The 23,213-nt window shown below is 71.7% G+C and carries 22 protein-coding genes and 1 tRNA gene; 3 read left to right on the top strand and 20 right to left on the bottom strand.

The window, feature by feature from the left end:
- Positions 1–128 precede the first annotated feature (128 nt).
- The 14 genes from ELQ39_RS26770 to pgsA form a co-directional block, all read right to left on the bottom strand.
- On the bottom strand, positions 129–677 hold the full coding sequence (locus tag ELQ39_RS26770) for an adenine phosphoribosyltransferase (protein WP_190004211.1): 549 nt from the start codon (positions 675–677) through the stop codon (positions 129–131).
- Complete coding sequence (gene secF / locus ELQ39_RS26765) at positions 674–1,789, bottom strand: protein translocase subunit SecF (RefSeq protein WP_242594362.1); 1,116 nt, start codon at positions 1,787–1,789, stop codon at positions 674–676. The genes ELQ39_RS26770 and secF overlap by 4 nt, the downstream gene beginning before the upstream one ends.
- 3 nt (positions 1,790–1,792) lie before the next feature.
- Entirely contained in the window at positions 1,793–3,568 is a 1,776-nt protein-coding gene (gene secD, locus ELQ39_RS26760) for a protein translocase subunit SecD (protein WP_190004209.1), read from the bottom strand.
- 135 nt (positions 3,569–3,703) lie between these two features.
- Positions 3,704–4,186 carry a preprotein translocase subunit YajC gene (yajC, locus tag ELQ39_RS26755; protein WP_190004208.1) on the bottom strand — a complete coding sequence of 161 codons (483 nt, stop codon included), beginning with the start codon at positions 4,184–4,186 and terminating at the stop codon, positions 3,704–3,706.
- Between the two features lie 165 nt (positions 4,187–4,351).
- Positions 4,352–5,422 (bottom strand): Holliday junction branch migration DNA helicase RuvB, encoded by a 1,071-nt coding sequence (gene ruvB / locus ELQ39_RS26750; RefSeq protein WP_190004207.1) that lies wholly within the window; start codon positions 5,420–5,422, stop codon positions 4,352–4,354.
- A 75-nt stretch (positions 5,423–5,497) separates the two neighbouring features.
- Entirely contained in the window at positions 5,498–6,103 is a 606-nt protein-coding gene (gene ruvA, locus ELQ39_RS26745; RefSeq protein WP_242594360.1) for a Holliday junction branch migration protein RuvA, read from the bottom strand.
- On the bottom strand, positions 6,100–6,678 hold the full coding sequence (gene ruvC, locus ELQ39_RS26740) for a crossover junction endodeoxyribonuclease RuvC (protein ID WP_190004205.1): 579 nt from the start codon (positions 6,676–6,678) through the stop codon (positions 6,100–6,102). Before ruvC ends, ruvA begins: the two co-directional genes overlap by 4 nt.
- Before the next feature lie 106 nt (positions 6,679–6,784).
- Positions 6,785–7,537, bottom strand: a complete 753-nt coding sequence (locus ELQ39_RS26735) for a YebC/PmpR family DNA-binding transcriptional regulator (RefSeq protein ID WP_190004204.1) — start codon at positions 7,535–7,537, stop codon at positions 6,785–6,787.
- A gap of 48 nt (positions 7,538–7,585) precedes the next feature.
- Positions 7,586–8,191 carry a pyridoxal 5'-phosphate synthase glutaminase subunit PdxT gene (gene pdxT / locus ELQ39_RS26730; RefSeq protein ID WP_190004203.1) on the bottom strand — a complete coding sequence of 202 codons (606 nt, stop codon included), beginning with the start codon at positions 8,189–8,191 and terminating at the stop codon, positions 7,586–7,588.
- Complete coding sequence (gene pdxS / locus ELQ39_RS26725; protein ID WP_048458196.1) at positions 8,191–9,102, bottom strand: pyridoxal 5'-phosphate synthase lyase subunit PdxS; 912 nt, start codon at positions 9,100–9,102, stop codon at positions 8,191–8,193. The genes pdxT and pdxS overlap by 1 nt, the downstream gene beginning before the upstream one ends.
- Before the next feature lie 136 nt (positions 9,103–9,238).
- Positions 9,239–9,781, bottom strand: coding sequence for a hypothetical protein (locus ELQ39_RS26720; protein WP_190004202.1), 543 nt, complete (start codon positions 9,779–9,781; stop codon positions 9,239–9,241).
- Between the two features lie 125 nt (positions 9,782–9,906).
- Positions 9,907–11,070, bottom strand: a complete 1,164-nt coding sequence (locus ELQ39_RS26715) for a glycosyltransferase family 4 protein (protein WP_190004201.1) — start codon at positions 11,068–11,070, stop codon at positions 9,907–9,909.
- Positions 11,067–11,996 carry a phosphatidylinositol mannoside acyltransferase gene (locus ELQ39_RS26710; RefSeq protein ID WP_242594358.1) on the bottom strand — a complete coding sequence of 310 codons (930 nt, stop codon included), beginning with the start codon at positions 11,994–11,996 and terminating at the stop codon, positions 11,067–11,069. The genes ELQ39_RS26715 and ELQ39_RS26710 overlap by 4 nt, the downstream gene beginning before the upstream one ends.
- Positions 11,993–12,721 carry a phosphatidylinositol phosphate synthase gene (gene pgsA, locus ELQ39_RS26705; protein ID WP_242595663.1) on the bottom strand — a complete coding sequence of 243 codons (729 nt, stop codon included), beginning with the start codon at positions 12,719–12,721 and terminating at the stop codon, positions 11,993–11,995. Before pgsA ends, ELQ39_RS26710 begins: the two co-directional genes overlap by 4 nt.
- 255 nt (positions 12,722–12,976) lie before the next feature.
- On the opposite strand from pgsA, the gene ELQ39_RS26700 reads away from it, so the two are divergent.
- The gene (locus ELQ39_RS26700; protein WP_242594356.1) at positions 12,977–15,175 is read left to right on the top strand and encodes an elongation factor G-like protein EF-G2; all 2,199 of its coding nucleotides are present in this window, start codon (positions 12,977–12,979) and stop codon (positions 15,173–15,175) included.
- Positions 15,176–15,392: 217 nt separating this feature from the next.
- On the top strand, positions 15,393–17,048 hold the full coding sequence (locus ELQ39_RS26695) for a hypothetical protein (protein WP_190004198.1): 1,656 nt from the start codon (positions 15,393–15,395) through the stop codon (positions 17,046–17,048).
- 55 nt (positions 17,049–17,103) lie between these two features.
- Here the strand turns inward: ELQ39_RS26695 and ELQ39_RS26690 are convergent, their stop codons facing one another.
- From ELQ39_RS26690 to ELQ39_RS26675, 4 genes are all read right to left on the bottom strand, one after another.
- The gene (locus ELQ39_RS26690) at positions 17,104–17,652 is read right to left on the bottom strand and encodes an HIT family protein (RefSeq protein WP_190004197.1); all 549 of its coding nucleotides are present in this window, start codon (positions 17,650–17,652) and stop codon (positions 17,104–17,106) included.
- Positions 17,653–17,731: 79 nt separating this feature from the next.
- Entirely contained in the window at positions 17,732–19,708 is a 1,977-nt protein-coding gene (thrS, locus tag ELQ39_RS26685) for a threonine--tRNA ligase (RefSeq protein WP_242594354.1), read from the bottom strand.
- A gap of 93 nt (positions 19,709–19,801) precedes the next feature.
- A complete protein-coding gene (locus ELQ39_RS26680; protein ID WP_242594352.1) occupies positions 19,802–21,025 on the bottom strand; it encodes a hypothetical protein in 1,224 nt (407 codons plus the stop codon).
- Entirely contained in the window at positions 21,022–21,588 is a 567-nt protein-coding gene (locus ELQ39_RS26675; RefSeq protein ID WP_242594350.1) for a DUF4365 domain-containing protein, read from the bottom strand. Before ELQ39_RS26675 ends, ELQ39_RS26680 begins: the two co-directional genes overlap by 4 nt.
- A 168-nt stretch (positions 21,589–21,756) precedes the next feature.
- On the opposite strand from ELQ39_RS26675, the gene ELQ39_RS26670 reads away from it, so the two are divergent.
- Positions 21,757–22,482: a 3'-5' exonuclease gene (locus ELQ39_RS26670; RefSeq protein WP_190004193.1), complete on the top strand. Its 726-nt coding sequence runs from the start codon at positions 21,757–21,759 to the stop codon at positions 22,480–22,482.
- A gap of 138 nt (positions 22,483–22,620) precedes the next feature.
- Here the strand turns inward: ELQ39_RS26670 and ELQ39_RS26665 are convergent.
- A tRNA-Val gene (locus ELQ39_RS26665) sits at positions 22,621–22,692 on the bottom strand.
- A gap of 39 nt (positions 22,693–22,731) precedes the next feature.
- The gene (locus tag ELQ39_RS26660) at positions 22,732–23,181 is read right to left on the bottom strand and encodes an SRPBCC family protein (protein WP_190004192.1); all 450 of its coding nucleotides are present in this window, start codon (positions 23,179–23,181) and stop codon (positions 22,732–22,734) included.
- Positions 23,182–23,213: the final 32 nt, after the last annotated feature.

Below are 23,213 nucleotides of genomic sequence, written 5' to 3'. Positions count from 1 at the left end.
GGCCCGCCGATCGCCTCCGGAACGGTGTGAGGACCGTCAACAGGAGAAACGCACGAGGCGGACGCCGGATTCCTCCGGGTCCGCCTGCGTGGTGTTTCCAGGGGCCGTCTCCGGTGCCCCAAGGGTCCTCAGACCGTGAGCAGCGCCTCCAGCGGTGCGCCCGCCAGGGCGGGCTCCAGCCGGGCCCGGCCGCCGAGGAAGCCGAGCTCCATCAGCACGGCGAGGCCGGCGACCTCGGCACCCGCCCTGCGGATGAGCTGGAGGGACGCCTCGGCGGTGCCGCCGGTGGCCAGGACGTCGTCGACGACCAGGACGCGGTCCTCGGCGCCGAGGTCCTCCGCGTGGACCTCGATCTCGGCCGAGCCGTACTCCAGGTCGTAGGACTGGCTGAGGGTGGCGCCGGGGAGCTTGCCCGCCTTGCGGACGGGGATGAAGCCCAGGCCGGCGCGGACGGCGACCGGGGCGCCGAGGATGAACCCGCGGGCCTCCAGGCCGACGACCTTGGTGGCGCCGGCCCGGTGGGCGACGTCAGCGAGGGCCTCCGTGAGCGCGTCGAACGCCTTGGGGTCGGCCAGGAGCGGGGTGATGTCCTTGAACATCACGCCCGGTTCCGGATAGTCCGCCACGTCCCGGATGCGGCTCTGCAGCAGGGCGGACAGGTCGGCGTGGTCGGTCATCGGCGCTTCCCCGAGGGTCGGCCGCGGCCGCGGGCACGGGACGCGGGCTGGTTGCGCGGTCCGACGACCGCCGCCGCGACGTCGGCGGGCTCGTCGCGTCCGTCGTCGGTCACCGGGGCGTCCTGGCCCTCGTCCGGGTCGCCGCCCTGGGCGCGCTTGGCGAGCACGCGCTTCTTCAGGCTCTTCATGGCCGGCTCGCGCTCCTTGAGGTCGGCGACGAGCGGGGTGGCGATGAAGATCGAGGAGTACGCACCGGCGGCGAGACCCACGAACAGCGACAGGGAGATGTCGTTCAGCATGCCGGCGCCGAGGACGCCGCCGCCGATGAACAGCAGGCCCGCCACCGGAAGCAGCGCGACCACCGTGGTGTTGATCGACCGCACCAGGGTGCTGTTGATCGACCGGTTGGCGATCTCGCTGTAGGTCCAGCGGGTCTGCTTGGTGATGTCCCTGGTCTGTTCCTTGAGGCTGTCGAAGACGACCACCGTGTCGTACAGCGAGTAGCCGAGGATGGTGAGCAGACCGATCACCGTGCCGGGGGTGACCTCGAAGCCGACGAGGGCGTAGATCCCGACCGTGATGGTGATGTCGTGGATCAGCGCGACGAACGCGGCGAGGGCCATCCGCCACTCGAAGGCGATCGCCAGATAGATCACCACCAGGATCAGGAAGATCCCCAGGCCCTGCCAGGCCTTGTTGGCGATCTGCTCGCCCCAGCTCGGACCGACCAGTTCGGCGTTGATCTTCTCGGCGTCGACCTTGAGGTCGCCGGCGAGGCGCTCCTTGATGGTGTCCGAGGTCTTGGTGTCGATGCCCGCGACCTGGATGCGCATGCTGCCGTCGCCGAGCTTCTGGACGATGGCGTCGTGGCCGGAGGCGTCCTCCGCGTAGCCCTCGGCGGTGGACACCGAGACGCTCATGTTCTTCGGGGTGGTGAAGACCGCGCCGCCCTGGAACTCGATGCCCATGTGCAGGCCGCGCACCGCCAGGCCGACGATGGCCGTGATGGTGATGAGGATCGAGATGCCGTACCAGATCTTGCGGTTCTTGACGAAGTCGTAGCCGATCTCGCCGTGGTGCAGTCGGGCGCCGAGGGTGCCGAGCTTCGACATCTCTCACGCCTCCTTCGTCTGGGCAGGGGCGGAGGGACGACGGGTGCGGCGCAGCGGCGGTTTCGCGCCCAGCGCCTTCGGGTCGAGACCGGACCACTTGTGGCCGCTCGCGAAGAACTTGCGGCGGGCCATCAGCGTCAGCAGCGGCTTGGTGAAGAGGAACACCACCACGACGTCGAGGACGGTGGTCAGACCCAGGGTGAACGCGAAGCCCTGCACCTTGCCGACGGTGACCACGAAGAGCACGGCGGCGGCGAGGAAGGACACGAAGTCGGAGACCAGGATGGTGCGCCGGGCGCGCGGCCAGGCCCGCTCCACGGAGGGGCGCAGGGAGCGGCCCTCACGGATCTCGTCCCGGACCCGTTCGAAGTACACGATGAACGAGTCCGCCGTGATGCCGATGGCGACGATGGCGCCGCAGACGGCCGGCAGGTTCAGCGCGAAGCCGATGGTCGGGCCGAGCAGTGCCATGATCACGTAGGTGAGGGCCGCGGAGACCATCAGCGACGCGATGGCGATGAACGACAGACCGCGGTAGTAGAAGAGCAGGTACAGGATCACCAGCGCGAGGCCGATGGCGCCGGCGATCAGACCGGCCTGGAGCTGCTCGCCGCCGAGGGCGGCGGTGACGGTGGTGACGCTGTCCTCGCGGAAGGTCAGCGGCAGGGCGCCGTAGGACAGCATGTTGGCCAGTTCCTGCGCCGACTGCTGATTGAAGTTGCCGGAGATCTCGGCGTTGCCGCCGGTCAGCGCCTGCCGGACGTACGGGTCGGAGACGACCTCGCCGTCCAGGACGATCGCGAACTGGTTCTGCGGCGACTGCTTCTGCGCGAGCTGGCCGGTGATGTCGGCGAACTTCTTGGAGCCCTCGCCCGTGAACTTCATGGTCACGGTCCAGCCGGCGCCGGAGGTGGTGTTCAGGACGGCGTCGGCCTCGTCGACGTCGGTGCCGTCGACGGCGGCCGGGCCGAGGATGTACTTCTGCCACTGACCCTGGGAGTTCTGGCCACAGGCGACGGTGGACTCGGTGGCCTTGGCGCCGTCACCGGCCGTGGCGCGGACGCTCTCCTTGGTGCAGTCGAGCTTGGCGTACTCGGCCTGGAGCTTGGCGTCGGAGTCGTCGGCGGCGCCGCCCGTCGCGGACGGGGAGGGGCTGGCCTTGTCCGAGGGGGACGGGCTCGCGTCGGCCTTGAGGGCGTCGGTGACCGCGCGGCCCTGGGTGGTGGCGCTCGCCGAGGGGTCGGCGGACGCCGAGGAGCCGTCGGTGGCCTCCTGGCTCGCGCCGTCCGTCGCCTTGTCCCCGGCCTTGTCGCCGGAGGGGTCGGCGGAGGGCTCGCCGGTCGCACTGGGCTGGGGGGCGGCGCCGCCCCCGGCCAGCTCGGTGGCGATCACGGGACGGAAGTAGAGCTTGGCGGTGGTGCCGACCTGTTCCCGGGCCTGCTTGGAATTCGTGCCCTTGGGAATGTTGACGATGATGTTGCGGTCGCCCTGCGTCTGGACCTCGGCCTCGGAGACGCCCAGACCGTTGACACGCCGCTCCATGATGGAGACCGCGGTGTCCATGTTGGTCTTGTTGATCGCGGACTCCTGGCCCGCCTCGGGGACCGCCGCCAGCGTGATGCTCGTTCCGCCGGCCAGGTCGATGCCGAGACGCGGAGTGGTGTGCCCGGAGGCGAACATCCCTCCGGTGAGCGCCACGATGGCGATCAGGATCAGAGCCAGCGAGCGCCACGGCTTGCTTGTGGCGCTCGCGTTCCGTCCCTTTTTGAGTGCTGCCACCTTCTCGTACTCCCTCTCGGGCCGCCTCGTCCCCGGTCGGGAGGCCGGCGGCCATGACATGGTGTCGGGATGATCCCGTGCGAGCCGGGCATGATCCGGGGCGCGCGGGGTCCTCCCGCGCGCCCCGGAACGCGGCTACTTCGCGTCGGAGTCGCCGTCGGACTTCTTCGCGCGCGCGTCCGCCGTGGCGTCGGCCGGCTCGTCCCCCGCGTCCTTCTTGCCGAGGTCGACAGGCGTGTCGTCGGAGTCGGCGGCAGCGTCGGAGGCGTCGTCGGTGTCGGTGAGGGAGGAGGCGTCGTCGGGGACGACGTCGGCGTCGGACTGCAGGTCGTGCTCGATGCCGTGCACGATGCGGTTGTACTCCTCGTCGGTCAGGACGGCACCGATCGAGTTCTTGGCGAACAGCAGCTCCACACCCGGCCCGGCGTCGAGGAGGACGGTGTCCTCGCTGACCTCCTTGACCGTGGCGTACATGCCCCCGATCGTGCGGACGCCGGAACCGGGCTGCATCTGGTTCCGCATCTCGATGGCCTGCTGCTGCTTCTTCTTGGCCGACCGGGTCATCAGGAACATGGCCCCGATGAGCACAATGAACGGGAGGAGGGTCAGGAGACTCACGGGTCGGAACTTCCTTCACACGACCGCGATGGTGAACGGCCTGATGGTTGGGGGTATGTGGTGCCGCCGACAAGGGCGGCATCGGCGGAGTCTAAGCGAGTCCGCACCAACGGAACAACGCTCAGCATGGCACCGGGGTTCCTGCCCGGGCCAGCGTGCTCGCCGTCACGCCCCGAACAGGTTCCCTTGTCCGTTTCCGGCGGCCTGCGAGCGTGGCGGCGTGAGGCCGAGATGCGACCATGCCGCGGGCGTCGCCACCCGTCCCCGCGGGGTACGGGCGAGCAGACCCTCCCGCACCAGGAAGGGCTCGGCCACCTCCTCCACGGTCTCACGCTCCTCCCCCACCGCGACGGCGAGCGTGGACAGGCCGACCGGACCGCCGCCGAACAGCTTCAGCAGCGCCTCCAGCACCGCCCGGTCCAGCCGGTCCAGGCCGCGGGCGTCCACCTCGTACACCGCGAGGGCCGCGGCGGCGACGTCCTTGGTGATCCGGCCGTCCGCCTTGACCTGCGCGTAGTCGCGGACCCGGCGCAGCAGGCGGTTGGCGATGCGGGGCGTGCCGCGGGAGCGTCCGGCGATCTCTGCGGCGCCCTCGGCGTCGATCTCCACGTCGAGCAGGCCCGCCGAGCGGTGGACGACCCGCTCCAGCTCACCCGGTTCGTAGAACTCCATGTGCGCGGTGAAACCGAAGCGGTCGCGCAGCGGGGGCGGCAGCAGACCGGCCCGGGTGGTGGCGCCGACCAGGGTGAAGGGCGGCAGCTCCAGCGGGATGGCGGTGGCGCCGGGGCCCTTGCCGACGATCACGTCGACGCGGAAGTCCTCCATCGCCATGTACAGCATCTCCTCGGCGGGCCGGGACATGCGGTGGATCTCGTCGAGGAAGAGGACCTCACCCTCCTGGAGGGAGGAGAGGATCGCGGCGAGATCGCCGGCGTGCTGGATGGCGGGGCCCGAGGTGATGCGGATGGGGGCGCCCATCTCGGCCGCGATGATCATGGAGAGGGTGGTCTTGCCGAGGCCGGGGGCACCGGAGAGCAGCACGTGGTCGGCGGTGGCGCCGCGGGCGCGGGCGGCGCGCAGCACCAGGTCGAGCTGCTCGCGGACCTTCTCCTGGCCGATGAACTCGCCCAGGTCCTTGGGGCGCAGCGCGGCCTCGACGGCCTGGTCCTCGCGGTCGGCGACCGATTCCACCAGCCGCTCGGAGGCGGCGGTGTCGTTCGTGTCGTCCCAGTTCATGTGCGTGTGCCTCAGCTCTCCGTACGGACTCGGGGCGCGGTCGTGGGCCGGCGGGCGCCGGTCGCGGTCCGCGGGCTATCGGGCGCGGTTCAGTGTCTGCAGGGCCGACTTGAGCAGCTGCCCCACCGGCACGGCGCCCTCGGCGGCCTCCGCCTGGGGAGTCACCGCGGCCACGGCTTCGTCGGCCTCACGGGTCGCGTACCCCAGTCCGATGAGGGCGGCGTGCAGCTGGTCGCGCCAGCCGGAGGTGACGGGCGCGCCGACGGCGGGGGCGCCGGTGGGCTCGCCGAGCCGGTCCTTCAGTTCGAGGAGCAGCTTCTGGGCGCCCTTCCTGCCGATGCCGGGGACGGCGGTCAGCGCCTTCTCGTCGCCGGTGGCCACGGCGCGGCGCAGGGCGTCGGGGCTGTGCACGGCGAGCATGGCCTGGGCGAGCCGGGGGCCGACGCCGCTGGCGGTCTGGAGCCGCTCGAAGACCTGGCGGCCGTCCTCGTCGGCGAAGCCGTACAGCGTGAGGGAGTCCTCGCGGACGACGAGGGACGTGGCGAGCTTCGCGGGCTGCCCGACACGGAAGGTGGACAGCGTGTCCGGCGTGCACCGGACGGCCATGCCGACGCCGCCGACCTCGACCACCGCGGTGTCGGGGGTGAGGGCGGCGACCGTGCCGCTGACGAAGGCGATCATGCCGTACGGCCTTTCGATGCGTGGCGGGCCGAGGGGGCCCGGGGGGTGGTCGGCGGGGTCCGCGCCGCGTGGGCGGCGACGGCCTGCTGGAGGCGGTTCTGGGCGGGGGCGCGCCAGATGTGGCAGATGGCGAGCGCGAGGGCGTCGGCGGCGTCGGCCGGCCTCGGCGGCGCGTCGAGCCGGAGCAGGCGGGTCACCATGGCCCCGACCTGGTCCTTGTCGGCGCGGCCCGAGCCGGTGACGGCGGCCTTGACCTCGCTGGGCGTGTGCAGGGCGACGGGGATGCCGCGCCGGGAGGCGCAGAGGATGGCGACGGCGCTGGCCTGGGCGGTGCCCATCACCGTGCGCACGTTGTGCTGGCTGAAGACGCGCTCCACGGCGACGAACTCCGGGCGGTGCTCGTCGAGCCACTGCTCCAGGCCCTGCTCGACGGCGACCAGGCGGTGTCCGAGGTCGGCGTCGGCGGGCGTGCGGACGACTCCCACGCCGAGCATGGTCAGCGGGCGTCCCGCGACCCCTTCGACGACGCCGACACCGCACCGGGTCAGTCCCGGGTCCACCCCCAGTACGCGCACGCGTCACCCCCTTGTTCGATCACCTGTTTGTGCAGGCTATCGGGTGCCACCGACAAAGCGGCGGGCCGACGGGGTGTGTCCCGTCGGCCCGCCGCCGTGATACGCCTCAGGCGTCGACCTTCTCCATGATCTCGTCGCTCACGTCGAAGTTGGCGAAGACGTTCTGCACGTCGTCGCTGTCCTCCAGCGCGTCGATGAGCTTGAAGATCTTCTTCGCGCCCTCCTCGTCCAGCTGGACCTGCATGGTCGGGACGAAGTTGGCGTCGGCCGACTCGTAGTCGATGCCGGCGTCCTGGAGAGCGGTGCGGACCGCGACCAGGTCGGTCGGCTCGCTGAGCACCTCGAAGCTCTCACCGAGGTCGTTGACCTCCTCGGCGCCCGCGTCGAGCACGGCGGCGAGGACGTCGTCCTCGGTCAGCTCGCCCTTGGGGACGATCACCACGCCCTTGCGGTTGAACAGGTACGACACCGAGCCCGGGTCGGCCATGGAGCCGCCGTTGCGGGTCATCGCGACCCGGACGTCGGAGGCGGCGCGGTTGCGGTTGTCGGTGAGGCACTCGATGAGCACCGCGACGCCGTTGGGGCCGTAGCCCTCGTACATGATCGTCTCGTAGTCGGCGCCGCCGGCCTCGAGACCCGCGCCGCGCTTGACCGCGGAGTCGATGTTCTTGTTGGGAACCGACTGCTTCTTCGCCTTCTGGATGGCGTCGTACAGCGTCGGGTTGCCGTCGGGGTCGGCTCCGCCCATCCGGGCCGCGACCTCGATGTTCTTGATGAGCTTCGCGAAGAGCTTGCCGCGCTTGGCGTCGATCACGGCCTTCTTGTGCTTCGTCGTGGCCCATTTAGAGTGGCCGGACATCTGCCTGTCTCCTTCGCGTAACCCATCTCTGCAACGAACGCAGGAATCCTACAAGGACTCGCCCCGCCGGTCCGCCCGCACCATGTCGGTGAAGAGGCGGTGCATCCGGTGGTCCCCGGTCAGCTCCGGGTGGAAGGACGTCGCCAGCGCGTTGCCCTGGCGGACCGCGACGATGTGTCCGCCGTGCTCGGCGAGCACCTCGGCGGAGGCGCCGACGGACTCCACCCAGGGGGCGCGGATGAAGACCCCCTCCACGGGTTCCCCGGGAACGCCCTTGACCTCGACGGCGGCCTCGAAGGACTCGTTCTGCCGTCCGAAGGCGTTGCGGCGCACGATCATGTCGATGCCGCCGACGGTCTCCTGCCCGGAGCGCGGGTCGAGGATCTTGTCGGCAAGCATGATCATGCCGGCGCAGGTGCCGTAGACGGGCATGCCGGCGCGCACGCGGGCGCGCAGGGGCTCCATCAGGCCGAAGAGCACGGCCAGCTTGGAGATCGTGGTGGACTCCCCGCCCGGGATCACCAGGCCGTCGACCTCGGCGAGCTCCTCCGGACGCCGGACCGGCCCGGCCACGGCGTCCGCCGCGGCCAGGGCCACCAGATGCTCCCGCACGTCGCCCTGGAGTGCGAGCACTCCGATCACGGGAGCGGTCATCACCAGCCCCGGTTGGCGTAGCGCTCGGTCTCGGGCAGGGTGTCGCAGTTGATGCCGACCATGGCCTCGCCCAGGTTGCGGGACGCGTCCGCGATGATCTTCGGGTCGTCGTAGAAGGTGGTCGCCTTCACGATGGCCGCGGCGCGCTTGGCGGGGTCGCCGGACTTGAAGATGCCGGAGCCGACGAAGACGCCCTCGGCGCCCAGCTGACGCATCAGCGCGGCGTCGGCCGGGGTGGCCACACCGCCGGCGGAGAACAGCACGACCGGCAGCTTGCCCAGCTCGGCGACCTCCTTGACCAGCTCGTAGGGGGCGCGCAGCTCCTTGGCGGCGGCGTACAGCTCGTGGTTGTCGTAGCCGCGCAGGCGGGCGATCTCGTTCTTGATCTGGCGCAGGTGGCGGACGGCCTCGACGACGTTGCCGGTGCCGGCCTCGCCCTTGGAGCGGATCATCGCGGCGCCCTCGGCGATGCGGCGCAGGGCCTCGCCCAGGTTGGTGGCGCCGCAGACGAACGGGGTGGTGAACGCCCACTTGTCCGAGTGGTTGACCTCGTCGGCCGGGGTGAGGACCTCGGACTCGTCGATGTAGTCGACGCCGAGCGACTGGAGCACCTGGGCCTCGACGAAGTGGCCGATGCGGGACTTCGCCATCACCGGGATGGACACGGCGTCGATGATGCCCTCGATCATGTCCGGGTCGGACATGCGGGCCACACCGCCGTCCTTGCGGATGTCGGCCGGGACGCGCTCCAGGGCCATGACGGCGACGGCGCCCGCGTCCTCGGCGATCTTCGCCTGCTCCGGCGTGACGACGTCCATGATCACGCCGCCCTTGAGCTGCTCGGCCATGCCGCGCTTCACGCGCGCGGTGCCGGTCTCGGGACCCTGGTTTTCGGAGAGCGTGCTGGACACGAATGACCTCGCTGGGATGAGGGGGATTCTGCAGCACTGAGGAAACGTGAACCGAGCAGGCCACAGCAAGGGCCAATGACGAGCCGGTGGCTCGTTTTCGGTCGGGGGCGGGGTGCCCGGTGGCCGGAAACCGCTGTCAGGCGGCCCGCTCGATCAGCGCCGCCGGCGGCTCGTCGTCCATCTCGAACGCCAGGGGGAACGGGGCGTGTCCGGCCAGCCGGAACCAGCGCACCTTGCGGTGCAGCCGCAGCGCGCGGGCGGCGCGCACGGCGTCGTTGTGGAAGCGGCGGGCCATCGGCACCCTGCGGACGGCCTCGGCGAGTTCGAGGGCGGCCTCCTCTCCCCCGGGCGCCTCCCGGACCGCGTCCACCTGCGCGGCGTCGGCGAACACCGCCCGAAGCGCCTGGCTCAGCTCGCTCTCGGCGACCTCCCGCTGTTCCTCCACCGCCTGCCGCGCGGCGTGCGCGGCCTCGTAGAGGACGATCGACGCGGCGGGGTCGAGCACCCCGGAGGTGGCCAGTTCCTGCGCCACGGAGGCGCGGCGCAGCAGTTGCGCGTCGAGCGCGGCACGGGCGGCGTCGATCCGGGCATGCAGCCGGTCCAGCCGCCCGGCCGTCCAGCTCAGGTACAGCCCGACGGCGACGAGGACGACGAGGATCCAGATCAGGGTTGGTGTCACGGGCGGCAAGGCTAGTACCGGCGGCGCCGGGCTCTGTCGTGGGGCTGCGCCCCGGGGGCGGTCGCGACACCGGGGGCGGGCCGTCGGGGGCTGGTCGCGCAGTTCCCCGCGCCCCTTCGGGGCGTTCAGTCCCGCGCGAGCCCCAGCCGGGCTCTCAGGCCCGTCGCCCTGTCGTCCGTCGCCACCGCCGCCGCGCCTGCCGTGACCGTTTCGTAGACGGAGAGGATGTCCGCGCCGACCGTCGACCAGTCGAAGCGGCGCACATGGGCGCTGCCCCGCGCGCGGAGTTCCTCGCGGCGCTCGGGGTCGCCCAGGAGGCGTACCGCCGCGTCCGCGAGCGCGTCCGCGTCCTCGTTGGCGAACAGCTCGCCGGCCGCGCCCTGGTCGAGGACCTGGGCGAAGGCGTCCAGGTCGGAGGCGAGCACCGGCGCGCCCGCCGACATCGCCTCGACGAGGATGATGCCGAAGCTCTCGCCGCCCGTGTTGGGCGCCACGTACAGGTCCACGCTGCGCAGCAGCCGTGCCTTGTCCTCGTCGCTGACCATGCCGAGGAACTCCACGCGCGACCGCAGCTCCGCCGGCAGCGACTCCACGGCCTCCTCCTCGTCGCCGCGCCCGGCCACCAGCAGCCGGGTCTGCGGGCGGGCGGCGAGGATCTTCGGCAGGGCCCGCATCAGCACCGGCAGGCCCTTGCGGGGCTCGTCGATGCGGCCGATGAAGCCGATGGTGTCGCCCTGCCACTGAGGCTTGGGCTCGGCCTTGGCGAAGAAGTCGACGTCGACCCCGTTGGGGATGACCACCGCGTCGCCGCCGAGGTGCTCGACGAGGGTGCGCCGGGCGTACTCGCTCACCGCGATCCGCGCGCTGATCTTCTCCAGGGCCGCCTGGAGGATGGCGTACGCGGCGATCATGGCCTTGGAGCGCGGGTTGGAGGTGTGGAAGGTCGCCACCAGCGGGCCCTGTGCCGCCCAGCAGGTCAGCAGGCCAAGGGACGGCGAGGACGGCTCGTGGATGTGCACCACGTCGAAGGAGCCGTCGTGCAGCCAGCGCCGGACCCGCGCGGCGGACAGGAACCCGAAGTTCAGCCGGGCCACCGAGCCGTTGTAGGGCACCGGCACCGCGCGGCCCGCGGAGACGACGTACGGGGGCAGCGGGGTGTCGTCGTCGGCCGGGGCGAGGACGGACACCTCGTGCCCCTGGCGGAGGAAGTACTCGGCCAGGTCGCGGATGTGGAACTGGACGCCGCCCGGCACGTCCCAGGAGTACGGGCAGACGATGCCGATCCTCACGCCGTGCCCTCCCGGTCGCGCTCGGGGGCGTGCGCGGGGTCGAGGTCCTCGGTCCACAAGCGCTGCAGCATGTGCCAGTCCTCCGGGTGCTCGGCGATTCCCGTGGCGAAGGCGTCGGCCAGCGCCTGTGTCATCACAGACGTCTTCTCGGCGCGCGTACCTGACGCGGGAACCTCGACCGGGGGATGCACCCGGCCCTGCATCACGGGCGGCTCGTCGTACCAGAGGGTCACGGGCAGCAGCCGCGCCCCGGTGTGCTGGGCCAGCAGGGCGGGCCCCGCGGGCATGCGGGCGGCATGGCCGAAGAAGCTCACCTCGACGCCCGAGGCGGACAGGTCGCGGTCGGCGACCAGGCAGACCAGGCCGCCGTCGCGCAGCCGCCGGGCGAGTGTGCCGAAGGCGGAGCCGCCGCTGTGCGGGAGGACCTCCATGCCGAGGCCCTCCCGGTAGGCGACGAACCGGTCGTACAGCGTCTCCGGCTTCAGGCGCTCGGCGACGGTGGTGAACGGTACGCCGAGCCTGGTGGTGACCCAGGCGCCGGCCAGGTCCCAGTTGGCGAGGTGCGGCAGCGCCAGGACGACGCCCTTGCCGGCCGCCATGCCCTCGTGGAGGTGGTGCAGGCCCTCCACGGTGAGAGAGTCGGCGATGCGCTCCGGGCTCCAGGCGGGCAGCCGGAAGGACTCCATCCAGTACCGCAGATAAGACCGCATCCCCGCGCGGGACAGCTCGGCGAGCCGCTCGGGGCTCGCGCCCGGCACCACGCGTGCGTAGTTGCTCTCCAGCCGCAGCACGCCCTTGCCGCGCTGTTTCCAGGCGGCGTCGGCGATGGTCCGCCCGAGGCGCACCGCGACCGGCTCGGGCAGCTTCTTCACGGTGCCCCAGCCGGCGCCGTACAGGGCGTCGGTGAGGCGCTCCCGGGCGCTCACCGGTCCGCCTCGCTCCCCAGCGCCTGCTGCTGCTCCGCGGCCTCCGCCTCGGCGGACTCGCGGCGCACGGTGACCACACGCTGGATCAGCGTGACGAGGCTGCCGACGGCGACCACCCACAGGGCGATCGGCAGCAGGTACTGGATGCCGGGCACGCCGAACGCGTGCATGCCCGCGAGCCCGGCCGCGACCAGCGAGATCACCAGCCGCTCGGCCCGCTCCACCAGACCGTTGACGGCGACCGGCAGCCCGATCGACTCGCCGCGCGCCTTGGTGTACGACACCACCTGGCCGCTGGCGAGGCAGAAGATCGACACCGCGCACAGCACGTTGTCGTCGCCGGAGCCCGCGTACCACAGGGCGAAGCCGCCGAAAACCGCGCTGTCGGCGACCCGGTCGAGGGTGGAGTCGAGGAAGGCGCCCCAGCGGCTGGAACGGCCCAGCTGGCGGGCCATGTTGCCGTCGACCAGGTCGGAGAACACGAACAGCGTGATGACGACCGTGCCCCAGAAGAAGTCGCCGCGCGGATAGAACACCAGCGCGCCGGCCACCACGCCCGCGGTGCCGATGAGCGTGACCGTGTCGGGGCTGACCCCCCGCCGGATGAGAAACGCGGCGAACGGTGTGAGGACACGCGTGAAAAATGCACGCGCGTACTTGTTCAGCATGGCCTTCCCGACGGTCGGTGTGGCCGTGTGGCCCCTGCTGGCCACCGGCGGGCCCATCGTAGTCACCGCGCGCGGGCGTGACTGCGGGGCACCCGGACCGCGCGCGGGGGGCGCCGCGGCGCATCGCCGGGACCGGGGACGCGAGGGGCGATCACGTCCTTCGTATGGACGCGCCGTGACGGGAGTGGAAAGCTCGAAGAACCGCGGGCGCCGCCGGAGCCGCACCGCAGGCGATGCCCCCGGACGGGGTCCGGGGAAGGCTTCCACGGGTCCGCGCCCACAGTGACCTCACCGTGCACGGGAGGCAGGATCATGGGCGACAAGGCGCACACACACCCCGGGGCCGCCGGCAGGGCACAGGCGGCCGACCGTCCCACGTCCGTACGGAACGTGGTGCTGGTCGGCCACTCCGGATCGGGCAAGACGACTCTGGTGGAGGCCCTCGCACTGACCGCGGGGGCGGTGAACCGGGCGGGCCGCGTGGAGGACGGCGGCACCGTCTCCGACCACGACGAGATCGAGCACCGGCAGCAGCGTTCGGTGCAGCTCTCCCTGGTGCCCGTGGAGTGGAACGGCATCAAGGTCAACCTTCTGGACACCCCCGGCTACGCCGACTTCGTCGGGGAGCTCAGGGCCGGTCTGCGAGCGGCGGACGCGGCCCTTTTCGTCGTCTCGGCCGCGGACGGCGTGGACGGTTCGACCCGCATGGTGTGGGACGAGTGCGCGGCGGTCGGCATGCCCCGCGCGATCGTCGTCACGCACCTGGAGGCGGCCCGCGCCGACTTCGAGGAGATGACCCGGGTCTGCGCGGAGACCTTCGGCGGGGACGACCCGGACGCGGTGCTGCCGCTGTACCTGCCGCTGCGCGGCCCCGAGGGGCCGGACGGGCACGCGCCGGTGACCGGCCTGATCGGGCTGCTGACGCGGAAGCTGTTCGACTACTCGAGCGGCGAGCGCGTGGCGAACGAACCGGTCGGTGACCAGGTTCCGCTGATCGAGGAGGCACGCGGCCGGCTGATCGAGGGAATTATCTCCGAGAGCGAGGACGAGACCCTCATGGACCGCTACCTCGGCGGTGAGGACGTCGACGTCAGGACGCTGATCGACGACGCGGAACGCGCGGTGGCGCGGGGCGTCTTCTTCCCCGTCCTGGCCGCCGCGCCCGCCGCCCCCGGCGCCCGGCAGGGACTCGGCACGGTGGAACTGCTCGACCTGATCACGGGCGGCTTCCCGACCCCGCTGGAGCACGGCACCCCGCAGGTGACCACGCTGGACGGCAGGCCGCGCGAGCTGAAGCCGTGCGACCCGGACGCCCCGCTGGTCGCGGAGGTCGTGAAGACCTCCTCCGACCCCTACGTGGGACGGCTGTCACTGGTCCGGGTCTTCTCCGGGACGCTGCGCGCCGACCAGACCGTGCACGTCTCCGGGCACGGGCTGACCGACCGGGGCCACGAGGACCACGACGTCGACGAGCGGGTCGGCGCCCTGTCCACGCCGTTCGGCAAGGTGCAGCGGCCCGTGTCGCACGTCATCGCGGGCGACCTGGCGTGCGTGGCGAAGCTGTCCCGCGCGGAGACGGGCGACACCCTGTCCTCGAAGGACGACCCTCTCGTCATGGAGCCGTGGGAGATGCCCGACCCGCTGCTGCCGCAGGCCATCGAGGCGCACAGCAAGGCCGACGAGGACAAGCTGTCGCAGGGGCTCTCGCGGCTGGTGGCCGAGGACCCGACGATGCGGCTCGAGCAGAACCAGGACACCCACCAGGTGGTGCTGTGGTGTCTCGGCGAGGCGCACGCGGACGTGGCGCTGGAGCGGCTGCGCAGCCGGTACGGCGTACAGGTCGACGTGGTGCCGCACCGGGTGTCGCTGCGGGAGACGTTCGGCGGCAGGGCGTCCGGGCGCGGACGGCACGTCAAACAGTCCGGCGGGCACGGGCAGTTCGCGATCTGCGAGATCGAGGTGGAGCCGCTGCCGAACGGCTCGGGCATCGAGTTCGTGGACAAGGTCGTCGGCGGCGCCGTGCCGCGCCAGTTCGTCCCGTCGGTGGAGAAGGGCATAAGGGCCCAAGCTCGGAAGGGAGTCGCGGCGGGGCATCCGCTCGTCGACGTGCGGGTGACGCTGCTGGACGGCAAGGCCCACTCGGTGGACTCCTCGGACGCCGCGTTCCAGACGGCGGGCGCGCTGGCGCTGCGGGAGGCCGCGGCGGACGCGAGGATCCATCTGCTGGAGCCGGTGGCCGAGGTGTCCGTGCTGGTCGGCGACGACTACGTGGGCACAGTGATGAGCGACCTGTCCGGGCGCCGCGGCCGGGTCCTGGGCACCGAGCAGTCGCCCGGCGGACGCACGCTGATCCGCGCGGAGGTGCCGGAGATCGAGATCGGCCGGTACGCCGTCGACCTGCGGTCGCTGTCGCACGGCACCGCACGCTTCAGCCGCCGCTACGTCCGGCACGAACCGATGCCGCCGCAGGTCGCGGAACGGGTCAAAGGGGAGGCGCACGCGGCCTCCTGACGCGCCGGGCGCCCGCCGGTCACTCCGGCGGGCGCCCGTGTGCGCGGTCGCGCTTCCGCTTCACTCCGCGACACCTCCCCCGTACCGGAGAACGGCTTGGAACGACCCCCGGCGCACGGCGGTGGCTGCCTATACGCTGAACACCTGATCAACAGGTGTGCGCAGCACGGAAGTCGGGAAGGCCGCAAGACGACAGTCGCGGCGATCGGGGGCGGGAATGACCGTTGAGAGCGGTTACGCGGAGTTCTTCGGTCCGCAGGTACCGCGTACGGGCGACGAGGGTCAGACACCCACGTTCGCGCTGGCCTCGGCGGCCTACCGGGACAACGAGGCCGAGGAGATACTCAAGGCCAACAGCGAGTGGCACAAGTCGGAGGTCGGCAAGCCGCGGATCAAGCTGTTCCGGCCCAATCTGGGCGAGGCGTTCTCCCGGGCGATCATCGACCGGATGCTGGGCTCGGGCCGCGCCCCGCTCATCCAGTCCTTCGGGACCCAGCCGCAGGTGGTCGTGGAGCACGCGCTGGCGGCCCACCGCATCCGCCGCGAGCGCGACAACTGGCTGACCGCCGTGATGGTGCTGTGCGGGCTGCTGTTCCTGCCCGGCCTGCTGGTCTGGCTGCTGGTGTTCCAGATCCGCACGACGATGGCCAAGCGCGACGACAAGCGGGCCGGCGCGCTCGCCACCGCCCTGCTGGTCGGCGTCGGCGCCCTGGCTGTGCTGTTCCTGCTGCGCATGCCGTTCACCGGGTTCTGGGCCTGGTACGCGCGCGCGGCGGTCGTGGCCCCGGTGCTGGGCTGGTTCTGGGCCAAGCAGATCTGCGAGCGCACCGCTCGTGACCTGCGGGAACGCTGGGACAGCCTGCTGTCGGGCAGCAGCATCGGCGCCAAGGTGCCCGAGGCGGTGCCGAGCAGCCCCGGCGAGACGGCGGCCGAGCAGCTGCGCCAGTCGCTGGCCCGGCTCAGCGCCGAGCAGCAGTCCAACTCCGTCTTCTACGCCGGTCCCAAGGGCATCCTCGGGATGGGCACCCGCTGGGGCAGCTGGCAGCTCGCCGAGGACCTGGCGCCGGCCGACCCCGACCGCGAGATCCACCCGTTCCGCAGCTGGGACGTCATCAAGGCCATCCACGACCGGCTGCGCATGCTGGAGCGCGGCCCGCTGAACACGGGCGGCTTCCCCAAGCCGTCGATACGCCACTGGATCGTCACCCCCATCGGGGAGAACGCCACGGCGGTCACCCGGCCCGAGGGCACGGACGTCGAGGCGTACCAGGTGAAACAGCACGCCGTGCAGGAGATCTGCAACAAGCAGCAGTTCGGCGCGGGCGACCGGCACTACCTGGGCGTGCAGTGGACCCTGTGGGACGGCCAGCTGGTGATCACGATGCTGATCACGGTGACCGTGCTGCACGAGACGCTGCGCATCGAGGTCACCGGGCATGCCCTGGGGCCGGTGCATTCCCTCTTCACCACCAAGCCGGCGGCGAAGGAGAAGGAGGTCCAGAAGTCGGTCAAGTTCTGGGAGACCCGGAAGGTCAAGCTCCCGCTGGTCGACTCGGACGAGGTGGTGCGCCTGGCCGCCCGCGCGCCCCTGACCAACTACCCTCCGCTGCTGTACTGGCTGGGCGGCAAGCTGACCCTGCCCGAGCCGTTCGGACTGCGGCACGCCTGGGCGGACAAGCCCTGGCGGCACCGGTTCATGGCGGACGACGCGCTGCGGGCGGCGACACCGGTGCTGCGTGTGGTGCACTCCGCGGCGATCAAGGTGCTGGAGGAGAACGGCGTGGACACCACCAAGTTCGGCTCCCGCTCCTCCTCCCTGTCCACGGCGGTGCAGGAGGCGACGCCGAGCAAGGCCGACCTGTACGACGCGTAGGCGTCCGGCGGGCGGGGTGCGCTGCCGCGGACCCCGCCTCCCCCGGTACAGGGCGTCAGGCCGTCGGCCAGGCCTCGGCGAGCATCTTGCGGGTGTCGGCCAGCAGCTGCGGCAGCACCTTGGTGTGGCCGATGACCGGCATGAAGTTGGTGTCGCCGCCCCAGCGCGGGACGACGTGCTGGTGCAGGTGGGCGGCGATGCCCGCGCCCGCGACCGTGCCCTGGTTCATGCCGATGTTGAAGCCGTGCGCGCCCGACGCCGTGCGCAGCGCGGTCATCGCCTGCTTGGTGAGCGCGGCGAGCTCCGCCGTCTCCTCGGCCGTGAGCTCGGTGTAGTCGGCCACGTGCCGGTAGGGCACGGTCATCAGATGGCCGCCGGTGTACGGGTACAGGTTGAGCACCGCGTACACCAGCTCGCCGCGGCGCAGGATCAGCCCGTCCTCGTCGGACTCGGCCGGGAGGGAACAGAAGGGGCAGCCGTCGCCGGCGCCGGGGCCGCTCGGCTTGTTCTCGCCCTGGATGTAGGCCATCCGGTGGGGCGTCCACAGACGCTGGAACGCGTCCTGCGTCCCCACTCCCAACTGCTGCTCCGGCTCACTCGTCATGCGTGCAGCATATGGCGTGACCGCGGGACCGCGGCAAAAAGCCCCCGGGATCGCTCCCGGGGGCTTCTGCGCGTACGGGTCAGACCTGCGCCCGCTCCTCGACGACCTTCACGATCTTGGCGATGGCCTCGTCGACGGGGATGCCGTTCTCCTGCGAGCCGTCGCGGTAGCGGAAGGACACCGCGCCGTTCGCCATGTCCTCGTCGCCCGCGATGACCATGAAGGGCACCTTCTGCTTCTGGGCGTTCCTGATCTTCTTCTGCATACGGTCGGAGGAGGAGTCCACCTCGACGCGCAGACCCTGCTTGCGGGCCGCGTCCGCGAACTTCTCCAGGTGGTCGACGTGCGCGTCGCCGATCGGGATGCCGAGCGCCTGGACCGGGGCCAGCCACGCCGGGAAGGCGCCCGCGTAGTGCTCCAGGAGCACCGCGAAGAACCGCTCGATGGAGCCGAACAGCGCACGGTGGATCATGACCGGGCGGGTCTTGGTGCCGTCCGCGGCGGTGTACTCCAGGTCGAACCGCTCCGGCAGGTTGAAGTCGAGCTGGATGGTCGACATCTGCCAGGTGCGGCCGATGGCGTCCTTCGCCTGCACGGAGATCTTCGGCCCGTAGAAGGCGGCGCCGCCCGGGTCCGGGACCAGCGGCAGGCCCTGCTTCTCGGCGACCTGGCGCAGCGTCTCGGTCGCCTCCTCCCAGGCCTCGTCCGAGCCGACGAACTTCTCCGGGTCCTTGGTGGACAGCTCCAGGTAGAAGTCGGTGAGGCCGTAGTCGCGCAGCAGGTTCAGGACGAAGGTGAGGGTCTTGTCGAGCTCCTCGGACATCTGCTCGCGGGTGCAGTAGATGTGCGCGTCGTCCTGGGTGAAGCCGCGGGCCCGGGTCAGGCCGTGCACGACGCCCGACTTCTCGTACCGGTACACGGTCCCGAACTCGAAGAGACGCAGCGGCAGTTCGCGGTAGGAGCGGCCGCGCGCGTCGAAGATCAGGTTGTGCATCGGGCAGTTCATGGGCTTGAGGTAGTAGTCCACGCCCTCGTCGAGCTGCATGGGCGGGTACATGCCGTCGGCGTACCAGTCCAGGTGGCCCGAGGTCTCGAAGAGCTTCCCCTTCGTCGCGTGGGGGGTGTAGACGAACTCGTAGCCCTCCTCCTCGTGCCGGCGGCGCGAGTAGTCCTCCATGACCCGGCGGATGATGCCGCCCTTGGGGTGGAAGACGGCGAGGCCGGAGCCGATCTGCTCCGGGATGGAGAACAGGTCGAGCTCGCTGCCGAGCTTGCGGTGGTCGCGCTTCTCGGCCTCGGCGAGGAACTCCAGGTGCGCCTTCAGCTCCTCCTTGGAGGGCCAGGCGGTGCCGTAGATGCGCTGGAGCATCGGGTTCTTCTCGCTGCCGCGCCAGTAGGCGGCCGCGTTGCGCATCAGCTTGAACGCCGGGATGTTCCGGGTGGTGGGCAGGTGGGGACCGCGGCAGAGGTCCTTCCAGCACAGCTCGCCGGTCTTGGCGTCGATGTTGTCGTAGATCGTCAGCTCACCGGCGCCGACCTCGACGTCCGCGCCGTCGTCGTGCGAGGCGGAGCCCTTGAGGCCGATCAGCTCCAGCTTGTACGGCTCGTCGGCGAGCTCCTCGCGGGCGGCCTCGTCGGTCACCACGCGGCGGGAGAAGCGCTGGCCGCGCTTCTGGATCTCCTGCATCTTCTTCTCGATGGCCTTGAGATCCTCGGGCGTGAAGGGCTTCTCCACGTCGAAGTCGTAGTAGAAGCCGTCCCGGACCGGGGGGCCGATGCCCAGCTTGGCCTCGGGGAACAGCTCCTGCACGGCCTGGGCCATCACGTGCGCGGTGGAGTGGCGCAGGATGTTGAGGCCGTCCTCGGAGGAGATCTCGACGCCCTCGACGGTCTCGCCGTCCTGGACCTGGTACGAGAGGTCCTTGAGCTCGCCGGCCACCCGAGCGGCGATGACCGAGCGCTCGCCGGCGAAGAGCTCGGCGGCCGTAGTGCCCGTCGTCACCACGCGTTCTTCCCGCTCGGAATCGCGTTGGATGATCACACGGACGTCTGACACCGGTCTCTCCTGACTGAAGGCTGTGGTCGCGGCGCCATACCGGAGCGCACGCATGGGTGCGATCGTACCGACCCGGGACCGGTGCAGGCGAAATCAGCCGTCGCGGGCCGGCCCGAAGGCATCGCCGAAGTCGTCCGCGCTCTCCTGCAGCACCTTGAGCAGCCGGTCGCGTTCGGCCTCGTCGACCTGGACCGGCGCGACCCCGCGGACCTCGGTGAGACGCCGGAACCCGCTGCGTCCGGCCAGCCGCCCGCGCATCCGCACCGGCAGCCCCATGAGGTGGGCGTGCCCGGCGATCCGGTAGTCCTCCTCGCCGAGCGTGACGCGGAGGTGCCCTACGTCGGCGCCCGCGAGCACCCGCAGCCGCACCAGGCCGACGTCCCCGGCCTGTGCCCGGTACATCCGCACGACCGCCCCGGTGACCGTGACGGTGACGGAGGGCTCCGCTCGCTGGTAGCGGCGGCCGGCCTCGATGAGCGCGGGCAGGTCGCCGGGCGAGAACTCCACGGGACCGGCGGCCGCGCAGCCCTCGGGCACCCCGGCCGCCGGCGACCAGTCCACGCCGACCCGGGCGCCCTCGGTCCCCCGCACCAGGGCGACGAGGGCCTCGGTGAACTCGTGGCTGACGCCCGCGCCGACGGCGGTGCCGAAGGCGTCCATGGAGCCGGTGGCCCGCCGGTGGTCGACGGCCTCGCGGGCGGCGTGCAGGGCGTGGAACAGACTCACGGCCAGCGGGCGGCCGGTGGCGACGGGCACGAAGGCGGTGAGGCCGCGGCCGTCCGGCGCGGGGCCCACCAGCACGCCCTCCAGCGCAGCGGCGGCCGGGCGCCGGTGGCGGGCGCCGTGGTAGCCGGCGCGGGCGCGGGTGGCGAGCGCGGCGGCGAGCAGGGTGCGGCGGGCGGCGGTCCTCAGCTGTTCCTCCGCGGTCCAGGCGACGGCGTCGCCTGGACCGGGCGGCAGGTCGCGGGACCAGCGGATCTCGTCGCTGGGGACGGCGAGGGCGAGCAGGATCTGGCGGGCGGAGGGCGTGCCGCTGCGGGACAGCGCGTCCAGGGCCTCGGCGAGCAGGTCCTCGCTGTCGGGGAAGGCACGGCCGGCCGGCACGAGCAGGCTGGTGCCGGTGCCCGGGCCGGGCGGGGCCCACCGGCCGTAGCGACCGGGGGCGCCGCCGCGCCGCTGCCAGCCGTGCCGGCGCAGCAGGGCGGTGAGCACGGCGGGGTCGGTGCCGGCGGCCTCGGGCGGCTGTGTGTCGGGGAAGGCGTCGGCGGGGTGCGGGCGGGCGGGCCGGGCGGGCTCCCCGGTGGGACGGTGGGTCATGGTCTGCCTCCCCTGCCGACCCGCGTCATGATCTCGCACAGCGCGCGGTCGTCGAAGATGCGTGAGGTCGGGATCCGTACGGTGGTGCGGCGGCGGCCGGTGACGGGGTGTCCGGCGAGGTTGACCCAGTAGCAGCAGTGGCGCAGGTCGAGCCGGTCGTGTCCGGCGCGCAGCCAGTCGTCCTGGGAGCGAGGCAGGATCATCACGACGAGGATCTTGTGCACGGAGACCGGGGTGCGGGCGAGCTTCTCCAGGTGGGCGTTGTCCAGGGTGAAGGAGAAGGAGCGTCCCCGGGGGTGCGGGGCGATCTGTGACGTGGCCTTGAGCTGCACCTTGATGGTGACCTCGTCGTCGACGAGGTGTCCGGGCGCGCTGTGGCTGACGTGCCAGTCGATGCCGTTGTCGGGGAAGGGCTGGGACAGCGAGCAGCCCGCCGCCGCGGCGACGGCGTGGAGATAGCCGACCTGCAGGGTCTCCATGCAGGCGGTGGTGGCGAGGGTGCCGCGAGAGGCCGGTGTGCGCTCCGGCAGCAGCCCGCCCCGTTCGGGCTGCGCGATGGCCATGACCAACAGCCTTCCAGAACAGTCGAATCCCATGCGCGGGTCGCTGAACTGCAAAGACCCGTACTCGTGTTGTCTCCTCCCCGCGTAGCGCGCAAACAGGGCGGGTATCACCGGTCCGAGCGGTCGACCGCGTGTCAACTGTTGATGGTGAGCGAGGGGTTGGTGGGTATGACGTGCTGGTACGAGGGGCCGCTGGCCGCCTTCGACACGGAGACCACGGGTGTGGACGTCGAGACCGACCGGATCGTGTCGGCCGCTCTCGTCGTCCAGGACGCGCCGGGCACCCGGCCGCGGGTGACCCGCTGGCTGGTGAATCCGGGCGTGCCGGTGCCGGCCGCGGCGACCGAGGTGCACGGGCTGACGGAGGAGCATCTGCAGCGCAACGGCCGCTGGCCGGCACCGGTGATGTACGAGGTGGCGCAGGCGCTGGCGGAGCAGGCGGCGGTGGGCCGGCCGGTGGTGGTGATGAACGCGCCGTTCGATCTGACGCTGCTGGACCGGGAGTTGCGCCGGCACCGGGCGTCGTCGCTGGACCGCTGGTTCGAGCGGTCGCCGCTGCTGGTGCTGGATCCGCGGGTGCTGGACAAGCATCTGGACCGCTACCGCAAGGGGCGCCGCACGCTGGCCGATCTGTGCGCGCACTACGAGGTGGAACTGGAGGAGGCGCACGACGCGGCGGCGGACGCGACGGCCGCGCTGGAGGTCACCCGGGCGGTGGGCCGCCGGTTCGCGTCCCGGCTGGAGCGGCTGTCCCCCGGTGAGCTGCACACGTTGCAGGCGGTGTGGCACGCGGCACAGGCGCGGGGCCTGCAGGCGTGGTTCGCGCGCACCGGAACGGAGGAGATCGTCGACCCGGCCTGGCCCCTGCGCCCGGACCTGCCGGCGGCGGCGTGACCTCACTCACCGGCCCACGGCATCGTGGGCCGGGGGCGTGGGTGGCGGAGCTCCCACAACGCGCGGCGAACCCGGGCAGAACACGAAGAGAGCGACGTGGTCCGCGTTTTCGGCGGACACACGTCGCTCTCGCGAGCGTGGGCGATACTGGGTTCGAACCAGTGACCTCTTCGGTGTGAACGAAGCGCTCTCCCACTGAGCTAATCGCCCGGGAACGCACTGAACAATACAGGGGTCGGGACGCTTCGTTCAAACCGCTTGAAGGTGCGCCGCCAGTCCGCGCCGCCCGGCCCGCAGCATCAGCGCGTGGTTGGCCCGGAAGAGCGGCCGGCCGGGCACGGCGAGCAGCCGCAGCAGCCGCGCCCGGACGTCGACCTCCTGCTCGTAGTGGGCGAGGCAGCCGTGCGCGCCCAGGTCGGTGACGGTCCACCGCGCCCAGCCGTCGATGTCACCGGACAGCCCGGCCTCCAGCACGCCGTTCTCCCGGTCCCGCCGCCCCTCCCGCAGGGTGAAGGTGAGGTCGTACGGGAGGACGGAGCGGATCGTGACGATGCCGGTGGTGTCGTCGAGGCGGGCGACCTCCCGCACCTGCGGCCACCACCGGGGGTATTCCTCGATCCGCTCCAGCACGCCGTACACGGTCGCGGCGGGCGCGGACAGCGTCCATACGGTGCGGAAGCGGTAATGGTTCCGGTCCATGTACGGAGTGTGCCCGCCCGCGCCCGCCTCGT

This window comes from Streptomyces sp. GB4-14 (assembly GCF_022696125.1).
GTDB classification, from domain to species: Bacteria; Actinomycetota; Actinomycetes; order Streptomycetales; family Streptomycetaceae; genus Streptomyces; species Streptomyces werraensis.
The sequence above is the reverse complement of the archived record's forward strand: the minus strand, read 5'-3'. Positions and strand labels throughout refer to the sequence as shown.

Excerpts from the sequence above, each read along its gene's own strand:
- ELQ39_RS26670 (WP_190004193.1), top strand. The coding sequence starts at position 21,757 with ATGACGTGCTGGTACGAGGGGCCGCTGGCCGCCTTCGACACGGAGACC.
- ELQ39_RS26695 (WP_190004198.1), top strand. The coding sequence starts at position 15,393 with ATGACCGTTGAGAGCGGTTACGCGGAGTTCTTCGGTCCGCAGGTACCG.
- secF (WP_242594362.1), bottom strand. The coding sequence starts at position 1,789 with ATGTCGAAGCTCGGCACCCTCGGCGCCCGACTGCACCACGGCGAGATC.
- ELQ39_RS26675 (WP_242594350.1), bottom strand. The coding sequence starts at position 21,588 with ATGGCCATCGCGCAGCCCGAACGGGGCGGGCTGCTGCCGGAGCGCACA.
- ruvB (WP_190004207.1), bottom strand. The coding sequence starts at position 5,422 with ATGAACTGGGACGACACGAACGACACCGCCGCCTCCGAGCGGCTGGTG.
- pdxT (WP_190004203.1), bottom strand. The coding sequence starts at position 8,191 with ATGACCGCTCCCGTGATCGGAGTGCTCGCACTCCAGGGCGACGTGCGG.
- ruvA (WP_242594360.1), bottom strand. The coding sequence starts at position 6,103 with ATGATCGCCTTCGTCAGCGGCACGGTCGCCGCCCTCACCCCCGACACC.
- ELQ39_RS26735 (WP_190004204.1), bottom strand. The coding sequence starts at position 7,537 with ATGTCCGGCCACTCTAAATGGGCCACGACGAAGCACAAGAAGGCCGTG.
- ELQ39_RS26690 (WP_190004197.1), bottom strand. The coding sequence starts at position 17,652 with ATGACGAGTGAGCCGGAGCAGCAGTTGGGAGTGGGGACGCAGGACGCG.
- ELQ39_RS26660 (WP_190004192.1), bottom strand. The coding sequence starts at position 23,181 with ATGGACCGGAACCATTACCGCTTCCGCACCGTATGGACGCTGTCCGCG.
- ELQ39_RS26770 (WP_190004211.1), bottom strand. The coding sequence starts at position 677 with ATGACCGACCACGCCGACCTGTCCGCCCTGCTGCAGAGCCGCATCCGG.
- pgsA (WP_242595663.1), bottom strand. The coding sequence starts at position 12,721 with ATGGGCCCGCCGGTGGCCAGCAGGGGCCACACGGCCACACCGACCGTC.
- ELQ39_RS26700 (WP_242594356.1), top strand. The coding sequence starts at position 12,977 with ATGGGCGACAAGGCGCACACACACCCCGGGGCCGCCGGCAGGGCACAG.
- ELQ39_RS26680 (WP_242594352.1), bottom strand. The coding sequence starts at position 21,025 with ATGACCCACCGTCCCACCGGGGAGCCCGCCCGGCCCGCCCGCCCGCAC.